Below are 16,595 nucleotides of genomic sequence, written 5' to 3'. Positions count from 1 at the left end.
GTGTCTCCGTCAGGCCAGGTCATTCGTTCAGGCGTGTGCGGATCAGCGTGTCGAGACGCCGCCACGCCGGCGACTCGGCGTTGACCGTGCCCTGGATGAGGGCGGGGATCTCGGAGGCCGTGTCCAGCTCGGGCACCGCGTCGCGTCCGTAGCGTGCCCGGGTCTCCTCGACGATCCGACGGGCGAGGTCGACGAGGCGAGGGTCGTCGGGATCGAGGTCGTGCGCGTGGTCGTAGTCGAGGAAGAGCTGCCGCCGCGCTGGGGCGGACACGATCTCGCTCTGGTCCTCGAAGAGCGTGATCGCCTGGTCCGGATGGGTGGCGAACACAAGGATCCACAGGTCACGTTGCAGGTCCACCCAGCGGGAGGTGAATCCCCAGCTGGTCAGCCGCTCCAGAAAGGCGACGACCTCGGCGGGCAGGGGCGACAGTTCCCCCGCCGCAAGCCGTCGCAAGCGCACCTGGTTCGCCCGCAGGCCACGGATGCGGGCGGTGAGCTCGTCGTCGATCTCACGCAGCGCCTGCTGGAAGTCCTCATCTGCCGCCGCTCTGAGGTAATACGGGCCAAGGGGACTCCGGCTTCCGCGAGCGCGCGGATCTTGATCAGCTCGATCGCGTCAGTAGCCCTGTACCGCCGGTATCCGGATGCGTCGCGGTCGGGCTCGGCGAGCAGCCCTTTGTCGTGATAGACGCGAATCGTCTTCGTCGACACTCCGACGTACCTGGCCAGCTGCCCGATGGTGATCACGCGGCCATGGTCCCATTTGACCTTTCCCCAGGGGCAGGGTTGGACCCTGGCGTCATGACGAACACGAACTTCGATCGGGAGACCCTGCGGGCGCTGGCTGACGAGGGCAACGAGACGGCTCTGGACAGGCTGGCCGACCTGGCCGACGCCGACGGCGACCTGGAGGAGCTGAGCGAGCTGCTGGACGAGGGATCCATGCGGGCCGGGCTCCTGCTCACGCGACGCGCGGCCGCGGCGGGCGACCTGCGCGCGCTGCAACGGATCTCGGACGCCGGGTACGAGGCCGCCGGGAACGAGCTGAACCGACTGCTGAAGGGGCAGGCCGGCGGGGAAGACGACTGATCCAGGACGAGGGCGCGTACGGGATGTGTAAAGACGACCGCAGTGCACGTTAGGAGGGCGTCAACGCCGACGGCGTGCTGGCTGAAATGAGCTTTCCTCTAACAGGTCCGTTCGGACCGCTCATCTCATCCACACACATTCGGGAGCTCACGATGGCCGACGTGGCCTTCGTCGTCACCACGGTCGCGATCTTCGCGCTGGTGGCTTTCGTCGCCAAGGGGGTGGCGAAGCTGTGACTGTCGAGAACATCGTCGGTCTGCTGGTCGCCACCGGCCTGCTGGTCTATCTCGTCCTCGCCCTCGTCAAGCCGGAGAGGTTCTGAGTACGGATATGAGTCCCGTCCTGGCTGGAATCCTCCAGCTCCTCGCCCTCGTCGTCGCTCTCGGTCTCTCGTACCGGCCGCTGGGTGACTACATGGCCAAGGTGTACTCCTCGGAGAAGCACTACCGGCCCGAAAAGTGGATCTACAAGGCGATCGGTGCCAACCCGAACGTCGAGATGCGCTGGCCTGCGTATCTGCGCGGTGTGCTGGCCTTCTCCGCGGTGAGCGTCCTCTTCCTCTACCTGCTGCAGCGGCTCCAGGGTTCGCTGCCCGGCTCGCTCGGCTTCGTGTCGATCGACCCGGACCAGGCGTTCAACACCGCCGCTTCGTTCGTGGCGAACACGAACTGGCAGTCGTACTACGGCGAGCAGGCCATGGGCCACGTCGTGCAGACCGGCGGGCTCGCGGTGCAGAACTTCGTCTCCGCGGCGGTCGGCATGGCGGTAGCGGTCGCGCTGGTGCGGGGCTTCGCCCGCTCGCGTTCCGGTGAGCTGGGCAACTTCTGGTCCGACCTGGTGCGCGGCGTCGTCCGGATCCTGCTGCCGATCTCGGTGATCGGCGCGCTCGTCCTGGTCGCCTGCGGTGCGATCCAGAACTTCTCCGGCATCCACGAGGTCGGGCAGTTCACGGGCGGTACGCAGCAGTGGAACGGCGGGGCGGTGGCCTCGCAGGAGGTCATCAAGGAGCTGGGCACGAACGGCGGCGGCTACTTCAACGCCAACTCGGCCCACCCCTTCGAGAACCCCAACGGGCTCTCCAACCTCTTCGAGATCTACCTGATCCTCGTCATCCCGTTCGCGCTGACCCGCACCTTCGGCCGCATGGTCGGCTCGGTCAGGCAGGGCTACGCGATCCTGGCGACGATGGCCACCATCTGGCTCGTCTTCACGGGCCTGATGATGTGGACCGAGTTCGCGGGCAAGGGCCCGGCCTTCGACATCGCGGGTGGTGCGATGGAGGGCAAGGAGACCCGGTTCGGCATCGGGGCCTCGGCGATCTTCTCGGTGGCCACCACGCTGACGTCGACCGGCGCCGTGAACTCCTTCCACTCCTCCAACACCGGCTTCGGCGGCGGCATCAACCTCCTGGGCATGCAGCTCGGCGAGATCGCGCCCGGCGGCGTCGGCTCCGGGCTGTACGGCATGCTGATCATGGCGATCATCGCGGTGTTCATCGCCGGCCTGATGGTCGGCCGCACGCCCGAGTACCTGGGCAAGAAGATCGGCACCCGCGAGATCAAGTTCGCCGCGCTGTACATCCTGATCACCCCGGCACTCGTGCTCTGCTTCACGGCGGCGTCGTTCGTCCTGGACACCCCGGCCAACTCGATGACGAACTCCGGCGCGCACGGCTTCTCCGAGATCCTCTACGCGTACACGTCGGGCGCCAACAACAACGGCTCCGCGTTCGCCGGTCTGAACGCCGACACCCAGTGGTTCAACTCGACGATCGGCATCGCGATGCTGCTCGGCCGGTTCCTGCCCATGGTGTTCGTCCTCGCGCTCGCCGGCTCGCTCGCCGAGCAGACGCCCGTACCCGAGACCGCGGGCACCCTGCGGACCGAGAAGCCGCTGTTCACCGGCCTGCTGGTCGGCACGATCATGATCATCACGGGTCTCACCTACTTCCCGGCCCTCGCGCTGGGACCGCTCGCCGAAGGGCTCGCGGCATGACCATCGACGTAAAGAAGCAAGAGGACGCTGTGAACCAGCCGTCTACCTCCACGGCGACCAAGGCGCCGCACGGCGACCTGTCAGCCGGACACCAGGCTCCCGGCCGCGTCGGCGGCGGTCTGTTCGACCCGAAGCAGCTGGTGAAGTCCTTCCCGGACGCCATCAAGAAGCTCGACCCCCGGGTGATGGTCAAGTCCCCCGTGATGTTCGTGGTGCTCGTCGGCTCGGTGGTCACCACCGCGCTCGCGGTCAAGAACCCGGGCGACTGGTTCGGCTGGGCGATCACCGCCTGGCTCTGGCTGACGACGATCTTCGCCAACCTTGCGGAGGCGGTCGCCGAGGGCCGCGGCAAGGCGCAGGCCGACACCCTGCGCAAGGCCAAGACCGACACCGTCGCCCGCCGCCTCACCAAGGACGGCATCGGAGAGGAGCAGGTGCCCGGCACCGACCTCAGGATCGGCGACCTGGTGGTCTGCGAGGCCGGCGACGTCATCCCCGGCGACGGCGACGTCGTCGAGGGCGTCGCGAGCGTCGACGAGTCCGCCATCACGGGCGAGTCGGCCCCGGTGATCCGTGAGTCCGGCGGCGACCGTTCGGCTGTCACCGGCGGTACGAAGGTGTTGTCCGACCGGATCGTCATCAAGATCACGACGAAGCCCGGCGAGACCTTCATCGACCGGATGATCAACCTGGTCGAGGGCGCCGCCCGGCAGAAGACGCCCAACGAGATCGCCCTCAACATCCTGCTGGCGTCCCTCACCATCGTCTTCCTGCTGGCCGTGGTCACGCTCAAGCCCTTCGCGATCTACGCCGGGGCCGACGCGCAGACCTCGATGATCGTCCTCACGGCGTTGCTGGTCTGCCTGATCCCGACGACGATCGGCGCGCTTCTCTCCGCGATCGGCATCGCCGGCATGGACCGGCTGGTCCAGCGCAACGTCCTCGCCATGTCCGGCCGCGCCGTCGAGGCCGCCGGCGACGTCTCGACCCTGCTCCTGGACAAGACCGGCACGATCACCCTGGGCAACCGCCAGGCGTCGGAGTTCGTTCCGGTCAAGGGCACCACCGAGGCCGAGGTCGCCGACGCCGCGCAGCTCTCCTCGCTGGCCGACGAGACGCCCGAGGGCCGCTCGATCGTGGTCCTCGCCAAGGAGAAGTACGGGCTGCGCGAGCGCCACCAGGGCGAACTCGCCCATGCCGAGTGGATCGAGTTCACCGCCCAGACCCGGATGTCCGGCGTCGACGTCGACGGCCGCAAGGTCCGCAAGGGCGCGACCGGTTCGGTCGTGACCTGGGTGAAGGAACGTGGTGGCGAGGTCGCGAAGGATGCCCAGGAACTCACCGACGCCATTTCCCAGGCTGGTGGCACGCCGCTGCTGGTGGCTGTGGAGGACGACAAGGGCGCGCGCGTCCTCGGCGTCATCCACCTGAAGGACGTCGTCAAGGAGGGCATGCGCGAGCGGTTCGACGAGCTGCGCCGCATGGGCATCAAGACGATCATGATCACGGGTGACAACCCGCTGACCGCCAAGGCCATCGCCGAAGAGGCCGGCGTCGACGACTTCCTCGCCGAGGCCACGCCCGAGGACAAGATGGCCCTCATCAAGCGGGATCAGGCCGGCGGCAAACTGGTCGCGATGACGGGCGACGGCACCAACGACGCGCCCGCGCTCGCGCAGGCCGACGTCGGCGTCGCGATGAACACGGGCACGTCGGCCGCGAAGGAGGCCGGCAACATGGTCGACCTCGACTCCAACCCGACCAAGCTCATCGAGATCGTCGAGATCGGCAAGCAGCTCCTCATCACCCGAGGCGCGCTGACCACCTTCTCGATCGCCAACGACGTCGCGAAGTACTTCGCGATCATCCCGGCCATGTTCGCGGTGGCCTACCCGTCGCTCGACGAGCTCAACATCATGCGCCTGGCCTCGCCCGAGTCCGCGATCCTGTCCGCGGTCATCTTCAACGCGCTGATCATCATCGCCCTGGTCCCGCTCGCCCTGAAGGGCGTGCAGTACCGGCCGTCCAGCGCGGACTCGATGCTGCGCCGCAACCTGGGCCTCTACGGCCTGGGCGGCCTGATCGCCCCGTTCATCGGCATCAAGATCATCGACCTGCTCATCTCCCTCATCCCCGGGATCGGCTGACGACCATGAACAACTCTGTCGGAAATGCAGGGCGTCTGCTCTGGGCCGGGCTCCGCGCCCTGCTCGTCCTGACCGTGGTGACGGGCGTGCTCTATCCCCTCGCCGTTACCGGCATCGCCCAGGTGGCCTTCCCCGGCAAGGCCAACGGCTCCGAGATCAAGGACGCGAGCGGCAAGGTCGTCGGCTCCGGGCTGATCGGCCAGACCTACAACCTGCCGAAGAAGAACCCGGACGACGCGGAGGAGGCCGTGGTCCCGGACCTGAAGTGGTTTCAGCCTCGCCCCTCGAACGGCCTCGGCAGCAACAGCGTCAACACCCAGTACTTGATCATCCTGTCCGGCGCCACGAACCGTTCGGGTGACAACGCCGACCTGATCAAGTGGGTGACAGACGCCAAGGCGGCTGTCGTCAAGGACAACTCCACCGCCGACTACAAGGTGAAGCCGTCCGACGTCCCCGCCGACGCGGTCACCTCTTCCGGCTCCGGCTTGGACCCGCACATCTCGCCCGAGTACGCGAAGCTCCAGGTCCACCGGGTCGCGGAGAAGAACGGTCTCGACGTCAAGCAGGTCGAGAAGCTGGTAGCCGACCACACCGACGACCGCATCCTCGGCTTCATCGGTGAGCCGCGCGTCAACGTCCTCCAGCTCAACATCGCGCTGAAGAACCTTGTGGCGGCCAAGGGCTGATGGCCTTAGGTCCGACACTTGGGAGCCGGCAGTCCGGGACCGCCCCGGCTGCCGGCTCCCGACACGCATCCGACGCCATGCTCACAACGAAAGGCAGTACGCCGATGACCCGCGTCCTGGTCGTCGAGGACGACGCGCAGCTCGCGCGTGCGCTGACGATCAACCTCAAAGCACGCAAGTACGACGTGGACGCGGCCTACGACGCCGCCACCGCGCTCCGGCTCGCGGCCAGCGAGCAACCGGACGTGATCCTGCTGGACCTCGGACTGCCGGACATGGACGGCATCGACGTCATACGGGCGCTGCGAGGCTGGAACCGGAGTCCGGTGCTCGTGCTGTCCGCCCGCAGCGGGTCCGAGGACAAGATCCGCGCGCTGGACGCGGGCGCGGACGACTACATGACCAAGCCGTTCAGCATGGACGAGCTCCTCGCCCGGCTGAGGGCGGCCACCCGCCGGATCGAGGAGTCGCCCGCGCATGTGCAGCCGGGTGCTGGAGCGGCGGCCGGCGCCGTGGTCACGACCGACGACTTCACCGTCGACCTCGTGGGGAAGAAGGTACGGCGCGGTGACCGCGACGTCAGGCTGACCCCGACCGAGTGGCATCTGCTGGAGATCCTCATCTGCAACCCCGGCATCCTCATCAGCCAGCAACGTCTCCTCAAGGAGGTGTGGGGGCCGAGCTACAGCACCAAGACCAACTACCTGAGGGTCTACATGGCGCAGCTGCGCCGCAAATTGGAGGCGGACCCGTCACACCCCCGCTATCTGATCACCGAGCCTGGCATGGGGTACCGCTTCGAGGCGTGACCCCGCCCACGCACCCCTGCCCACTCACCCCACGGGCTCTGCCCTGACACGCTCCGCCCGACATCGACGAGAAACGACACCATGGGACGCGGAAAGCTTCGTATCTACCTCGGCGCGGCACCGGGCGTCGGCAAGACGTACTCGATGCTCTCGGAGGCACACCGGCGGGTGGAGCGCGGCACCGACTGCGTCGTCGCCTTCGTCGAGCACCACCACCGGCCGCGTACGGAGGTGATGCTGCACGGCCTGGAGACGATGCCGCGCAGGAAGATCGAGTACCGGCACACCGTGTTCACCGAGATGGACGTGGACGCGGTCCTCGCCCGCAAGCCCGCCGTCGCGCTCGTGGACGAGCTGGCCCACACCAACATCCCTGGGGCACGGAACGCCAAGCGGTGGCAGGACGTCGAGGAGTTGCTCGCGGCCGGCATCGACGTCATATCCACGGTCAACATCCAGCACCTGGAGTCGCTCGGCGACGTCGTCGAGTCGATCACGGGGGTACGGCAGCGGGAGACCGTTCCGGACGAGGTGGTGCGCCGTGCCGACCAGATCGAGCTGGTCGACATGTCGCCCCAGGCGCTGCGCCGGCGCATGGCGCATGGGAACGTCTACAAGCCGGACAAGGTCGACGCGGCCCTGTCCAACTACTTCCGCCCCGGCAACCTGACCGCCCTGCGTGAGCTCGCGCTGCTGTGGACGGCGGACCGGGTCGACGAGTACCTCCAGGAGTACCGGACCGAACACCGGGTCTCGAAGATCTGGGGCTCCCGGGAACGGATCGTGGTGGGCCTGACCGGCGGCCCCGAGGGCCGCACGCTCATCCGCCGGGCCGCCCGGCTCGCCGAGAAGGGCGCGGGAGGCGAGGTCCTCGCCGTCTACATCTCCCGCAGCGACGGCCTCACGGCGGCGTCCCCGAAGGAACTGGCGGTTCAGCGGACCCTGGTCGAGGACCTCGGCGGGACGTTCCACCACGTCATCGGCGACGACATCTCCACGGGGCTCCTGGAGTTCGCGCGCGGGGTCAACGCCACCCAGATCGTCCTGGGTGTCAGTCGTCGCCGCTCGTGGCAGTACGCCTTCAGCCCTGGGGTCAGCGCCACTGTTGCTCGCGAGTCGGGTCCCGACCTCGACGTCCATATCGTCACTCACGACGAGGCGGCGAAAGGCCGGGGCCTGCCCGTCGCGCGCCGCGCGAAGCTGGGACGTTCCCGCACCATCTGGGGTTGGCTGGTCGGCCTCGTGGGGCCCGTCCTGCTCACCCTGCTGCTCAGCGGTGCCCTCCCCGACGTGGGCCTCGCGAACGACGTCCTGCTCTTCCTCACCCTCACTGTCGCGGCCGCCCTGCTCGGCGGCCTCAAGCCGGCCCTCGCCTCCGCCGCCGTCGGATCGCTGCTGCTCAACTACTACTTCACTCCTCCTGTCCACGAACTCACGATCGCCGACCCGAAGAACGTGGTCGCCCTGTTGATCTTCGTGGGCGTGGCGATCTCCGTAGCGTCCGTCGTCGACGTGGCTGCCCGTCGCACCCATCAGGCCGCCCGCCTGCGGGCGGAGGCGGAGACGCTCTCCTTCCTCGCAGGCAGCGTGCTCCGCGGAGAGACCAGCCTGGATGCCTTGCTCGAACGCCTTCGGGAGACCTTCGCCATGGAGTCCGTCGCGCTCCTGGAACGCCATGACGACACCGAGCCGTGGACGTGCGTCGCCGTCGTGGGCCCCGGCCGCCAGGTCGGCCGCCCCAAGGACGCGGACGTCGACATGCCGGTCGGCGACCACCTGGCACTCGCCCTGACCGGCCGCGTGCTGCCGGGCGAGGACCGGCGCGTTCTCGGGGCGTTCGCCGCCCAGGCGGCGGTCGTGCTCGACCGGCAGCGCCTGGTCGACGAGGCGGAGGAGGCCCGCAGACTGGCCGAGGGCAACAAGATCCGCACGTCCCTGCTCGCGGCCGTCAGCCACGACCTGCGTACCCCACTCGCCGGCATCAAGGCCTCCGTCTCCTCCCTGCGCTCCGACGACGTCGAATGGTCGGACGAGGACCGCGCCGAACTCCTCGCCAACGTCGAGGAGGGAGCCGACCGGCTCGACCACCTCGTAGGCAACCTCCTGGACGTCTCGCGCCTGGAGACCGGCACCGTCATCGCCGTACTCCGGCAGACCGACCTGGACGAGGTCGTCCCGATGGCCCTCGTCGGAGTGCCTGACGACAGCGTCGAGCTCGACATTCCCGAGACGCTGCCCATGGTCGTCGTCGACCGCGGCCTGCTGGAGCGGGCCGTCGCCAACATCGTCGAGAACGCGGTGAAGTACAGCCCCGCCGGCACACCGGTCCTCGTCGCCGCCAGTGCCCTCGCCGACCGCGTCGAACTCCGCGTCGTCGACCGCGGCCCCGGCGTCCCTGACGAGGCCAAGGAGCGCATCTTCGGCGCCTTCCAGCGCTACGGCGACGCCCCGCGCGGCGCCGGAGTCGGCCTCGGTCTCGCGGTCGCCCGCGGCTTCGTCGAGGCCATGGGCGGCACGGTCACGGCGGAGGACACCCCCGGCGGCGGCCTGACGATGACCATCGGTCTCCGCATGGAGGACGGCGCCCCGCCCTTCCGCCCCGACGCGACGACCGGGACGACGTGACCGCTCGGCAGGCCGCACGAAGAGGATGTTCGGGCCTGCACCGAGGCAGGTCCGAAGCCGGCAGGACCGGACGCCGTCGCCGGTCCATCGGGGTGACGGTGATCACGGGGGCTCGTGGGCGGGAGCTGCGTAGGCTTGTGAAGTCGTCGTGCTCAGTCCTGAGGGGCGGGTGAAGCCCCCCGGCGCTGACTGGCGATGCGTCAGGGAAGTCGGCAAGTGGTCAGATGAGTCCTGAAAGACCTGGGGACAGCTGCCCGGACTTGCGACTCGTTGTAGGGTGAGGAAACAGCCCTTGACCTGCAAAAACGCAGGCAGGGAGCCTATGTCCAGGAGTGCCTCAGTGATACGCACCATGTTCAAGTCCAAGATCTGACTATTTGGCGTCGCCGCAGGTCAGGGGCATCATGTGCCCCCCCAGGTCAGCAAACGGTCAGCATGCGTCCCGGACGCGTCCCCGCTTGCTGACCTACGACCGACAGCGAGGCGCCTGAGCACGAATCTTGGGCTGGAACGGATGTGCGTACATGGCCCGACAGCTCGCCCGCGGCCTGGGGTCCTTCTTCAAGGACTGCGACTGCTCCAAGCCCACCCGCTGCCCTCACCCGTACTCGATCCGCTTTCGGGACGCCCTCGGGAAGCAGCGCGAGGAGTCCGGATACGGCACGCAGGACGACGCGATCGAACGCCTCACGCAGCTCTATGCGGAGAAGAAGACCACGGCGCCTTCGGTGGCGGCGGCCCGGCGTGAGCTGGGTCAGCTGACGGTGGGGGAGTACGCGAAGCAGTGGCGGCCCCGGCAGCGCAGGATGACGGACTACTCCACGGGAGAGCACGTCGACAGCTCGCTCAACGTGCACATCGTCCCGCGCCTGGGATCGCGGAAGCTGAACTCGGTCACCCCGATGGTGGTCGAGCGGTTCCTGGACGAGATGGAGAGCGGCGGGGTGGGCCGGGGAAACCAGGTGAACATCTTCCGGATCCTCAAGGCCATCTTGCGCGACGCGTACGACAAAGGGGCGATGGTGGACGATCCGGTGAAGGGGGCCCAGGAGCCGGAGTACGTGCGTGAGCAGGTGGCCATTCCGTCGCTCGCTTATGTGAAGCGGGCGTTGGCGGTTGCCGATACGGACCTTGCGCTGGAGATCGCGATGATGGCGGGTTGCGGGCTCCGGAATGGCGAGGCGCGGGCGGTGAACGTCAACAACGGGTACCTCTGCCCCGATCGGTCCATGAGGCGATCGAGCGCTACGCGGAGAAGTACGGCACCACAGGAGATGGATACCTGCTGCGAGGTCCCGGTGACTGCTACACGGAGCCGATGGAGCGGCGGCGCGTGAAGCGACTCTTCGAGAACCTCCCGCCAGAGCAAGGCGTCGGGATGTACGGCTTCCGGCACTACTTCGCCTCCAACGCCCTCGGCAACGGCGTCCCCATCACCGACGTCGCAGAGTGGATGGGCGATGCCCGGCAGCACCATCAAGGCCGCCCGGATCCTCGACGCCGGCCTCTGGGAGGCGGCCTGATTCCCGGTTTCTTACGAGTCTCAGGACCGGTCTTTCGTGACCGGAGTGTGGAACCTGCGTTGGCGATGGCCGACACTCGGTTGTTCCCGGCACCTGCTTACGCGGATGGACGGCGAACGCGTCCGGAGGAGGGGGAAGCACGGCGGGGCGGGGAGCGAGTGCACGCCACCAGCGCGTCGTTCGGTGGACGGCGGCCTTGGATGGCCGCCCTTTCGTACGATCACGTTCTGTTCCAGATTCCTTTGCGGGGCCGGGCGGTTGTCGTCGCATGCGAGGGGACGTTCGAGAGGAGGCGCGGCCGGTGCATTCATGGCTCTCCGAGCGCCGCCGGTCCGCGGTGAGTACGGTCTTCGGGGCCTGTGTCGCCGTGCTCCTCGGCCTGCTGGGGGTTCTCGCGCCGGGGTCCGTGTCCGCCTCCAGTGCCGATCTGGGCGTGGTGGCACTGTTCGCCTACCTGATCTGCTACCTGGTGGTCACGCTGAGAGCCTTTTCGGCCGCGCCGCCGGAACGGATCCGCTTCTGGGCCAGGAGGGAGGAGCGTGGGACGGTGTTGCAGCGCTACCTTCTGGGGACCGCGCCGGGGCCCGGGGTGTCGGTCCTCATCGCGTCGGCGGCGCTCGTGGTCTCGGCGTTGTGGCGTCCCGGGCATCTGGGTTCCGCCTTCCCGGCGGGCGCGCGGGTTCTGATGGCGCTCGGTCTCGTCGTCGTCGCCTGGATCTGCGTTCTGGTCGCCTTCGCGGTCGCGTTCCATGCCGACAACCTCGTGGAGGACGAGGCGGCGCTGGACTTCCCGGGTGGGGAGACGGCGGCTTGGGCCGACTACGTGTACTTCGCCCTGTCGGTCATGACGACGTTCGGGACGACGGACGTCACGGTGATGTCGCGGGAGATGCGCCGGACGGTGGCGGCCAACGCGACCATCGCGTTCGTCTTCAACACGGTGATCGTGGCCGGCATGGTCGCGGCGCTGGACGGTGGGCAGGGAGGCTGACGGGTTCCGCCGGTCTCCGGGCGACGGTGGGGCGGTGGCGGTTCGTCCGTGCGTGCGGAGCGAGCTGCCACCGCCCCATGCCGCTCAGGGAGTGAGAACGAGGCGGATCGGGTCTCCGATCTTCTTCTCCAGCCGGGCGACGGCCTCCGCGGCTTCCGCCAGCGGGACGTGGGCGCTGACGGAGGGGCCGAGGTCGATCCGTCCGGCGGCGGCCAGGCCGACGAGCTGTTCCACGTGCTCCGGCTCGGAGCCGTAGTGGCCGCGGACCTGGTTGACGTTGAAGCAGAATCCGATGCTGTCGGCGATCGCGACCGGCTCCGGGGTGAGTCCGGCGAGGACGAGCGAACCGAAGGGGCCGAGGACCGACGCGGCCTGGGCGCGGGCGGCGCCCACGCCGGCGAAGTCGAACGCGACGTCGAGACCGCGCCCGGCCGTCGCCTCCCGCACCGCCTCCGCGAAGTCCGGGGCGAGGGGGTCGAGGGCGACGTCCGCGCCGAAGAGGAGGGCCCGTTCGCGGGCCGAGGGCAGCGGGTCGATCGCGAGGATCGGGGCCGCGCCGACCATCCGGGCGAGCCGCACGGCGTGGGCGCCGAGGCCGCCCGCGCCCCAGATGCCGACCGACTGGGCGGGGCGGACCGCGCCGGTGCCCACGATCGCGGCGTACGGGGTGGAGACCGCGTCGGGGATGATCGCGGCCTGGTCGAAGGGCAGGTCGTCCGGGATGGGGAGCAGCGTGCCCTCGCGGGCGATCGCGTACTGCGCCCAGCCGCCGTCGTAGTCCAGGCCGCGGGTGAGGGGGCGGTGGCACAGCGTGCGGCGCAGGCAGCCGCCGCAGTCGCCGCACGCTTCGCCGGCCTGGAGGACCACGCGCTGTCCGGGCGTCCAGTCGCCCTTCACGTCCGGGCCGAGGGTGTGGACGACTCCGGCGACCTCGTGGCCGAGGGTGACGGCGCCCGCCTTCGTGACGGCGTCGGTGGGGAAGAAGGGGCTCAGGCTGCCGTCGATCAGATGGATGTCGGACAGGCAGACGCCGGCGGCCCGCACCTCCACGAGGATCTCGCCCGGGCCGGGGACCGGGATCGGGACCTCTTCGACGGCGAAGGTACGGGTGTCCAGGCGCAGCCGCCCGGCCAGCATGGTGTTCATGCGGAGACCTCGATGTTGTTCGGTGGAGGAAGCGCGTGCGTAGCTCAGGCGCTCGACATGGTCGACTGACCATGTCGTCTAACCGTGTCTATTGACGAGGTCGTCTGTCAAGCCGCTCCCGCCGGACGTTCGCGGCATGCTCCGAGTTCCGTCCTGCGACTGTGTCGTTCAGTACAGTCATCCGACATGTTCACTCGACAAAGTCGCGTGTATGTTGGCTGGTGACTGCTGGAGTGCAACGAAAGGCACGCTCATGACTCAGGTGTCCGTAGGCGCGGCGCGGGCGATCCCCGAGCGCCCCCCGCTGCCCCTCGTAGGCCACGCGTTCAACGTTCCGGCGGGCGCGGACTTCCTGGCCTACCTGCTGAAGGAGTTCAGGGAATTCGGGCCCGTGTACCGGCTGCGGCTCTTCGGGAGGGACACCGTCATGGTCGGCGGTCTGGACCTCGTGACCGAGCTGTCGGACGAGACCCGCTTCCGCAAGCACGTCCACGCCGACCTGGTCGAGATCCGGGCCCTGGCCGGGGACGGTCTGTTCACCGCCTACAATCACGAGCCGAACTGGCGCAAGGCCCACGACATCCTGATGCCCGCGTTCTCTCTCGGCTCGATGCGCAGCTACCACGCCCCCATGCTTCAGGTCGCCCGGTCGCTGATCGGCAAGTGGGACCGGCTGGCCGGGGTGCAGTCGGTGGACGTGCCCGACGAGATGACCCGGCTGACCTTCGACACGATCGGCCTGTGCGGCTTCGGCTACGACTTCCAGTCCTTCCGCCGCGACGACCTGCACCCGTTCGTCGAGGCGATGTCCCGGGCCCTCGTCTTCGCCCAGGAGAAGGGCGAGTCCATCCCGGGCTCCGAGCTGTTCAAGAGGAAGAAGGTCGAGCAGTTCCGCGCGGACATCGACCTGATGACGGACCTCGTCGACGACGTGATCAGGGAGCGCCGCGCCTCCGGCGACACCAGCACGGACGATCTGATGGGGCTGATGCTGCACACGAAGGACCCCGTCACCGGCGAGCCGCTGGACGACGTCAACATCCGGCACCAGGTGATCACCTTCCTGATCGCCGGCCACGAGACCACCAGCAGCGCGCTCTCCTTCGCCCTGTATTACCTGACCAAGCATCCGGAGGTCCTCGCCCGGGCCCAGGCCGAGGTGGACGCTCTGTGGGGCGACACCGAGTCCCCGGACCCCCAGTACGGCGACATCGGCAAGCTCACCTACATCCGCCAGGTGCTCAACGAGAGCCTGCGGCTGTGGCCGACGGCGCCCGCGTACGCCGTCGAGCCGATCGAGGACACCGTCATCGGCGGCAAGTACCCCGTGCGCAAGGGCGAGTCGCTGATGGTGATCGCCTCGGCCCTGCACCGCGACGCGGCCTGGGGGGAGAACGTCGAGCTGTTCGACCCCGAGCGCTTCACTCCCGAGCGGGAGGCGGCCCGCTCGGTCCACGCCTTCAAGCCGTTCGGCAACGGCGAACGGGCCTGCATCGGACGTCAGTTCGCGCTGCACGAGGCCACCCTGCTGCTCGGCCTGCTGGTGCACCGCTACCGCCTGATCGACCACACCGACTACCAGATGAAGATCAAGTCGACGCTGACGATCAAGCCTGACGGGTTCAGCCTGAGGCTCGCCCGCCGCACCAGCGACGAACGGCGCCTGCCCGTCGCCGCGGCGGTGGACGCCGCCGCGGGCCGGGCCGCGGCCGTGACGCGCCGGGCGAGCGGGACCGCGCTGACGCTGCTCCACGGCTCCAACCTCGGCACCTGCGCCGGCATCGCCCGCGACCTCGGCACGGACGGCGAGGAGCACGGCTTCGCCCCGACCGTCGCCCCCCTCGACGCGTACACGGAGAGGCTGGCCGGCTCCAAGGGTCCCGTCGTCATCGTCGCCGCCTCCTACAACGGCCGCCCGACGGACGACGCCGCCGAGTTCGTCGCCTCCCTGGAGAACCTCGCCCCCGGCTCGCTCACCGGGCTGCGCTACGCCGTCCTCGGTGTCGGCGACCGCAACTGGGCCGCCACCTACCAGCGGATCCCCACCCTGATCGACGAGCGTCTGACCGCCGCCGGCGCCGTCCCGCTCCTGGAGCGAGGCAGCGCCGACGCCTCCGGCGACTTCGGCGGAGCGGTCGACCAGTGGACGGAAGACCTGTGGAAGGCGCTCCTGGAGGAGTACGGCGACGCGGTCGCCGGTGAAGCGGCCGCCCCCGCACCCGTGGCGGACGGGGAGGGACTGTACGAGCTGGAGGACACCTCGGAGTCGGTCCTCGGTGGTCTCGCCGAGCGCCACGGCGTCCAGCCGATGGAGGTCCTCGAAGCGTACGAACTCGTCGACACCGACCACGAGCTGGGCCGCTCCAAGCGGTTCCTGAGGCTCCGGCTGCCCGAGGGCGTCACCTACCGCACCGCCGACCACCTCGCCGTCCTGCCCAGCAACCCCGAGGACCTCGTCCAGCGCGTCGCCGACCGCTTCGGCCTCGACCTGGACCGCACCGTCCGGCTGCGCGCCCGCCGCCGGAGTCGGAGCGCCCTGCCCGTCGACCGGCCGCTGACCCTGCGCCGCCTGCTCACCGACTTCGTCGAGCTCCAGGACGCGGCCACCCAGGAGCAGGTCGCCGTGCTCGCCGAGCACACCGAATGCCCGCCCGAGAAGCAGCCGCTCACCGCCCTCGCCACCGCCGATCCCGAGACCTTCCGGGAGCAGGTGACCGGCGCGGGGCTCAGCGTCCTGGACCTACTGGAGCGCTACCGGGCGTGCGAACTGCCCTTCGAGCGCTTCCTGGAGCTGCTGCCGGTTCTGCGTCCCCGGCACTACTCGATCTCGTCGTCCGCCGCGGCCCGGCCCGGCGAGGCCGACCTGATGGTGTCGCTGCTCGCAGCGCCCCACCGGTCGGGCGAGGGCACCTTCCGGGGCATCGCCTCGCACTTCCTGCAGACCGTGAACGCGGGTGACGTGATCCAGGCCCGGGTCCTGCCGTGCAGCGAGTCCTTCCGCCTCCCCGAGGACACCTCCGTACCGGTGATCCTGGTCAGCGCGGGCACCGGCCTCGCTCCCTTCCGCGGAGCCGTCCTGGACCGCCACCACACGGGCTCGACCGGCACCCTGCTCTGCTACTTCGGCTGCGACCACCCCGACGTGGACTTCCTGCACCGGGAGGAGTTCGAGGCGGCCGAGGCGGACGGCGCCGTCAGCATGCGGCCCACCTTCATGCACGCGCCCGAGAACGGCGCCCGTTTCGTCCAGGAGCGCATCGCCCGCGAGAGCGAGGAGGTGTGGTCGGTCCTGGAAGCCGGTGGGCGCGTCTACATCTGCGGCGACGGCCGTCGCATGGCCCCTGCCGTACGGGAGGCGTTCATGGCGATCTACCGCGAACGGACCGGTGAGAGTGACGAGCGGGCCGTGGCCTGGCTCGCCGCGCTCGTCGGGTCCGGACGCTACGTCGAGGACGTCTGGGCCGGCTGATCCTCACGCAGAAACGGTGGTGGGGGGGCCCGGCCGGGGGGCCCCCCCCCCCCGGGGCGGGGGGTCAGGCCCACGGTTCCGGAGGGCCGGGGAGGTGCCCCCTAGGCCGCGG

At 69.2% G+C, this 16,595-nt stretch carries 14 protein-coding genes; 11 read left to right on the top strand and 3 right to left on the bottom strand.

What is annotated here, in order from left to right:
- Positions 1-19 precede the first annotated feature (19 nt).
- Positions 20-460: a MerR family transcriptional regulator gene (locus ACFY8W_RS04760; protein WP_391100224.1), complete on the bottom strand. Its 441-nt coding sequence runs from the start codon at positions 458-460 to the stop codon at positions 20-22.
- Positions 385-711: a MerR family DNA-binding transcriptional regulator gene (locus ACFY8W_RS04755; RefSeq protein WP_391101717.1), complete on the bottom strand. Its 327-nt coding sequence runs from the start codon at positions 709-711 to the stop codon at positions 385-387. The genes ACFY8W_RS04760 and ACFY8W_RS04755 overlap by 76 nt, the downstream gene beginning before the upstream one ends.
- 90 nt (positions 712-801) lie before the next feature.
- Between ACFY8W_RS04755 and ACFY8W_RS04750 the strand changes: the two genes are divergently transcribed.
- The 10 genes from ACFY8W_RS04750 (at position 802) to ACFY8W_RS04705 (ending at position 11,868) form a co-directional block, all read left to right on the top strand.
- On the top strand, positions 802-1,089 hold the full coding sequence (locus ACFY8W_RS04750; RefSeq protein WP_391100222.1) for a hypothetical protein: 288 nt from the start codon (positions 802-804) through the stop codon (positions 1,087-1,089).
- A gap of 74 nt (positions 1,090-1,163) precedes the next feature.
- Positions 1,164-1,325 carry a hypothetical protein gene (locus ACFY8W_RS04745; protein ID WP_386868788.1) on the top strand — a complete coding sequence of 54 codons (162 nt, stop codon included), beginning with the start codon at positions 1,164-1,166 and terminating at the stop codon, positions 1,323-1,325.
- Complete coding sequence (gene kdpF / locus ACFY8W_RS04740; protein WP_391100219.1) at positions 1,322-1,411, top strand: K(+)-transporting ATPase subunit F; 90 nt, start codon at positions 1,322-1,324, stop codon at positions 1,409-1,411. Before ACFY8W_RS04745 ends, kdpF begins: the two co-directional genes overlap by 4 nt.
- Positions 1,412-1,419: 8 nt before the next feature.
- A complete protein-coding gene (kdpA, locus tag ACFY8W_RS04735; protein WP_391100216.1) occupies positions 1,420-3,084 on the top strand; it encodes a potassium-transporting ATPase subunit KdpA in 1,665 nt (554 codons plus the stop codon).
- Positions 3,081-5,231, top strand: coding sequence for a potassium-transporting ATPase subunit KdpB (gene kdpB / locus ACFY8W_RS04730; RefSeq protein ID WP_391100214.1), 2,151 nt, complete (start codon positions 3,081-3,083; stop codon positions 5,229-5,231). Before kdpA ends, kdpB begins: the two co-directional genes overlap by 4 nt.
- Before the next feature lie 5 nt (positions 5,232-5,236).
- Positions 5,237-5,920 (top strand): potassium-transporting ATPase subunit C, encoded by a 684-nt coding sequence (locus ACFY8W_RS04725; RefSeq protein WP_391100212.1) that lies wholly within the window; start codon positions 5,237-5,239, stop codon positions 5,918-5,920.
- Positions 5,921-6,024: 104 nt separating this feature from the next.
- Complete coding sequence (locus ACFY8W_RS04720) at positions 6,025-6,729, top strand: response regulator (protein WP_391100210.1); 705 nt, start codon at positions 6,025-6,027, stop codon at positions 6,727-6,729.
- A gap of 81 nt (positions 6,730-6,810) precedes the next feature.
- The gene (locus ACFY8W_RS04715) at positions 6,811-9,354 is read left to right on the top strand and encodes an ATP-binding protein (protein ID WP_391100208.1); all 2,544 of its coding nucleotides are present in this window, start codon (positions 6,811-6,813) and stop codon (positions 9,352-9,354) included.
- Between the two features lie 524 nt (positions 9,355-9,878).
- A complete protein-coding gene (locus ACFY8W_RS04710; RefSeq protein WP_391100206.1) occupies positions 9,879-10,691 on the top strand; it encodes a hypothetical protein in 813 nt (270 codons plus the stop codon).
- Positions 10,692-11,145: 454 nt separating this feature from the next.
- Entirely contained in the window at positions 11,146-11,868 is a 723-nt protein-coding gene (locus ACFY8W_RS04705) for a DUF1345 domain-containing protein (protein WP_391101715.1), read from the top strand.
- An 84-nt stretch (positions 11,869-11,952) separates the two neighbouring features.
- Here the strand turns inward: ACFY8W_RS04705 and ACFY8W_RS04700 are convergent, their stop codons facing one another.
- The gene (locus ACFY8W_RS04700) at positions 11,953-13,014 is read right to left on the bottom strand and encodes an alcohol dehydrogenase catalytic domain-containing protein (RefSeq protein WP_391100204.1); all 1,062 of its coding nucleotides are present in this window, start codon (positions 13,012-13,014) and stop codon (positions 11,953-11,955) included.
- A 253-nt stretch (positions 13,015-13,267) separates the two neighbouring features.
- Here ACFY8W_RS04700 and ACFY8W_RS04695 point away from each other — a divergent pair, with 253 nt between their 5' ends.
- Positions 13,268-16,483: a cytochrome P450 gene (locus tag ACFY8W_RS04695; RefSeq protein WP_391100202.1), complete on the top strand. Its 3,216-nt coding sequence runs from the start codon at positions 13,268-13,270 to the stop codon at positions 16,481-16,483.
- The last annotated feature ends 112 nt before the right edge of the window (positions 16,484-16,595 follow it).

This window comes from Streptomyces sp. NPDC012637, from assembly GCF_042954805.1.
Taxonomy (GTDB): Bacteria; Actinomycetota; Actinomycetes; order Streptomycetales; family Streptomycetaceae; genus Streptomyces.
Note: the sequence above shows the minus strand (reverse complement) of the source record. Positions and strands in the feature narration are given on the sequence as shown.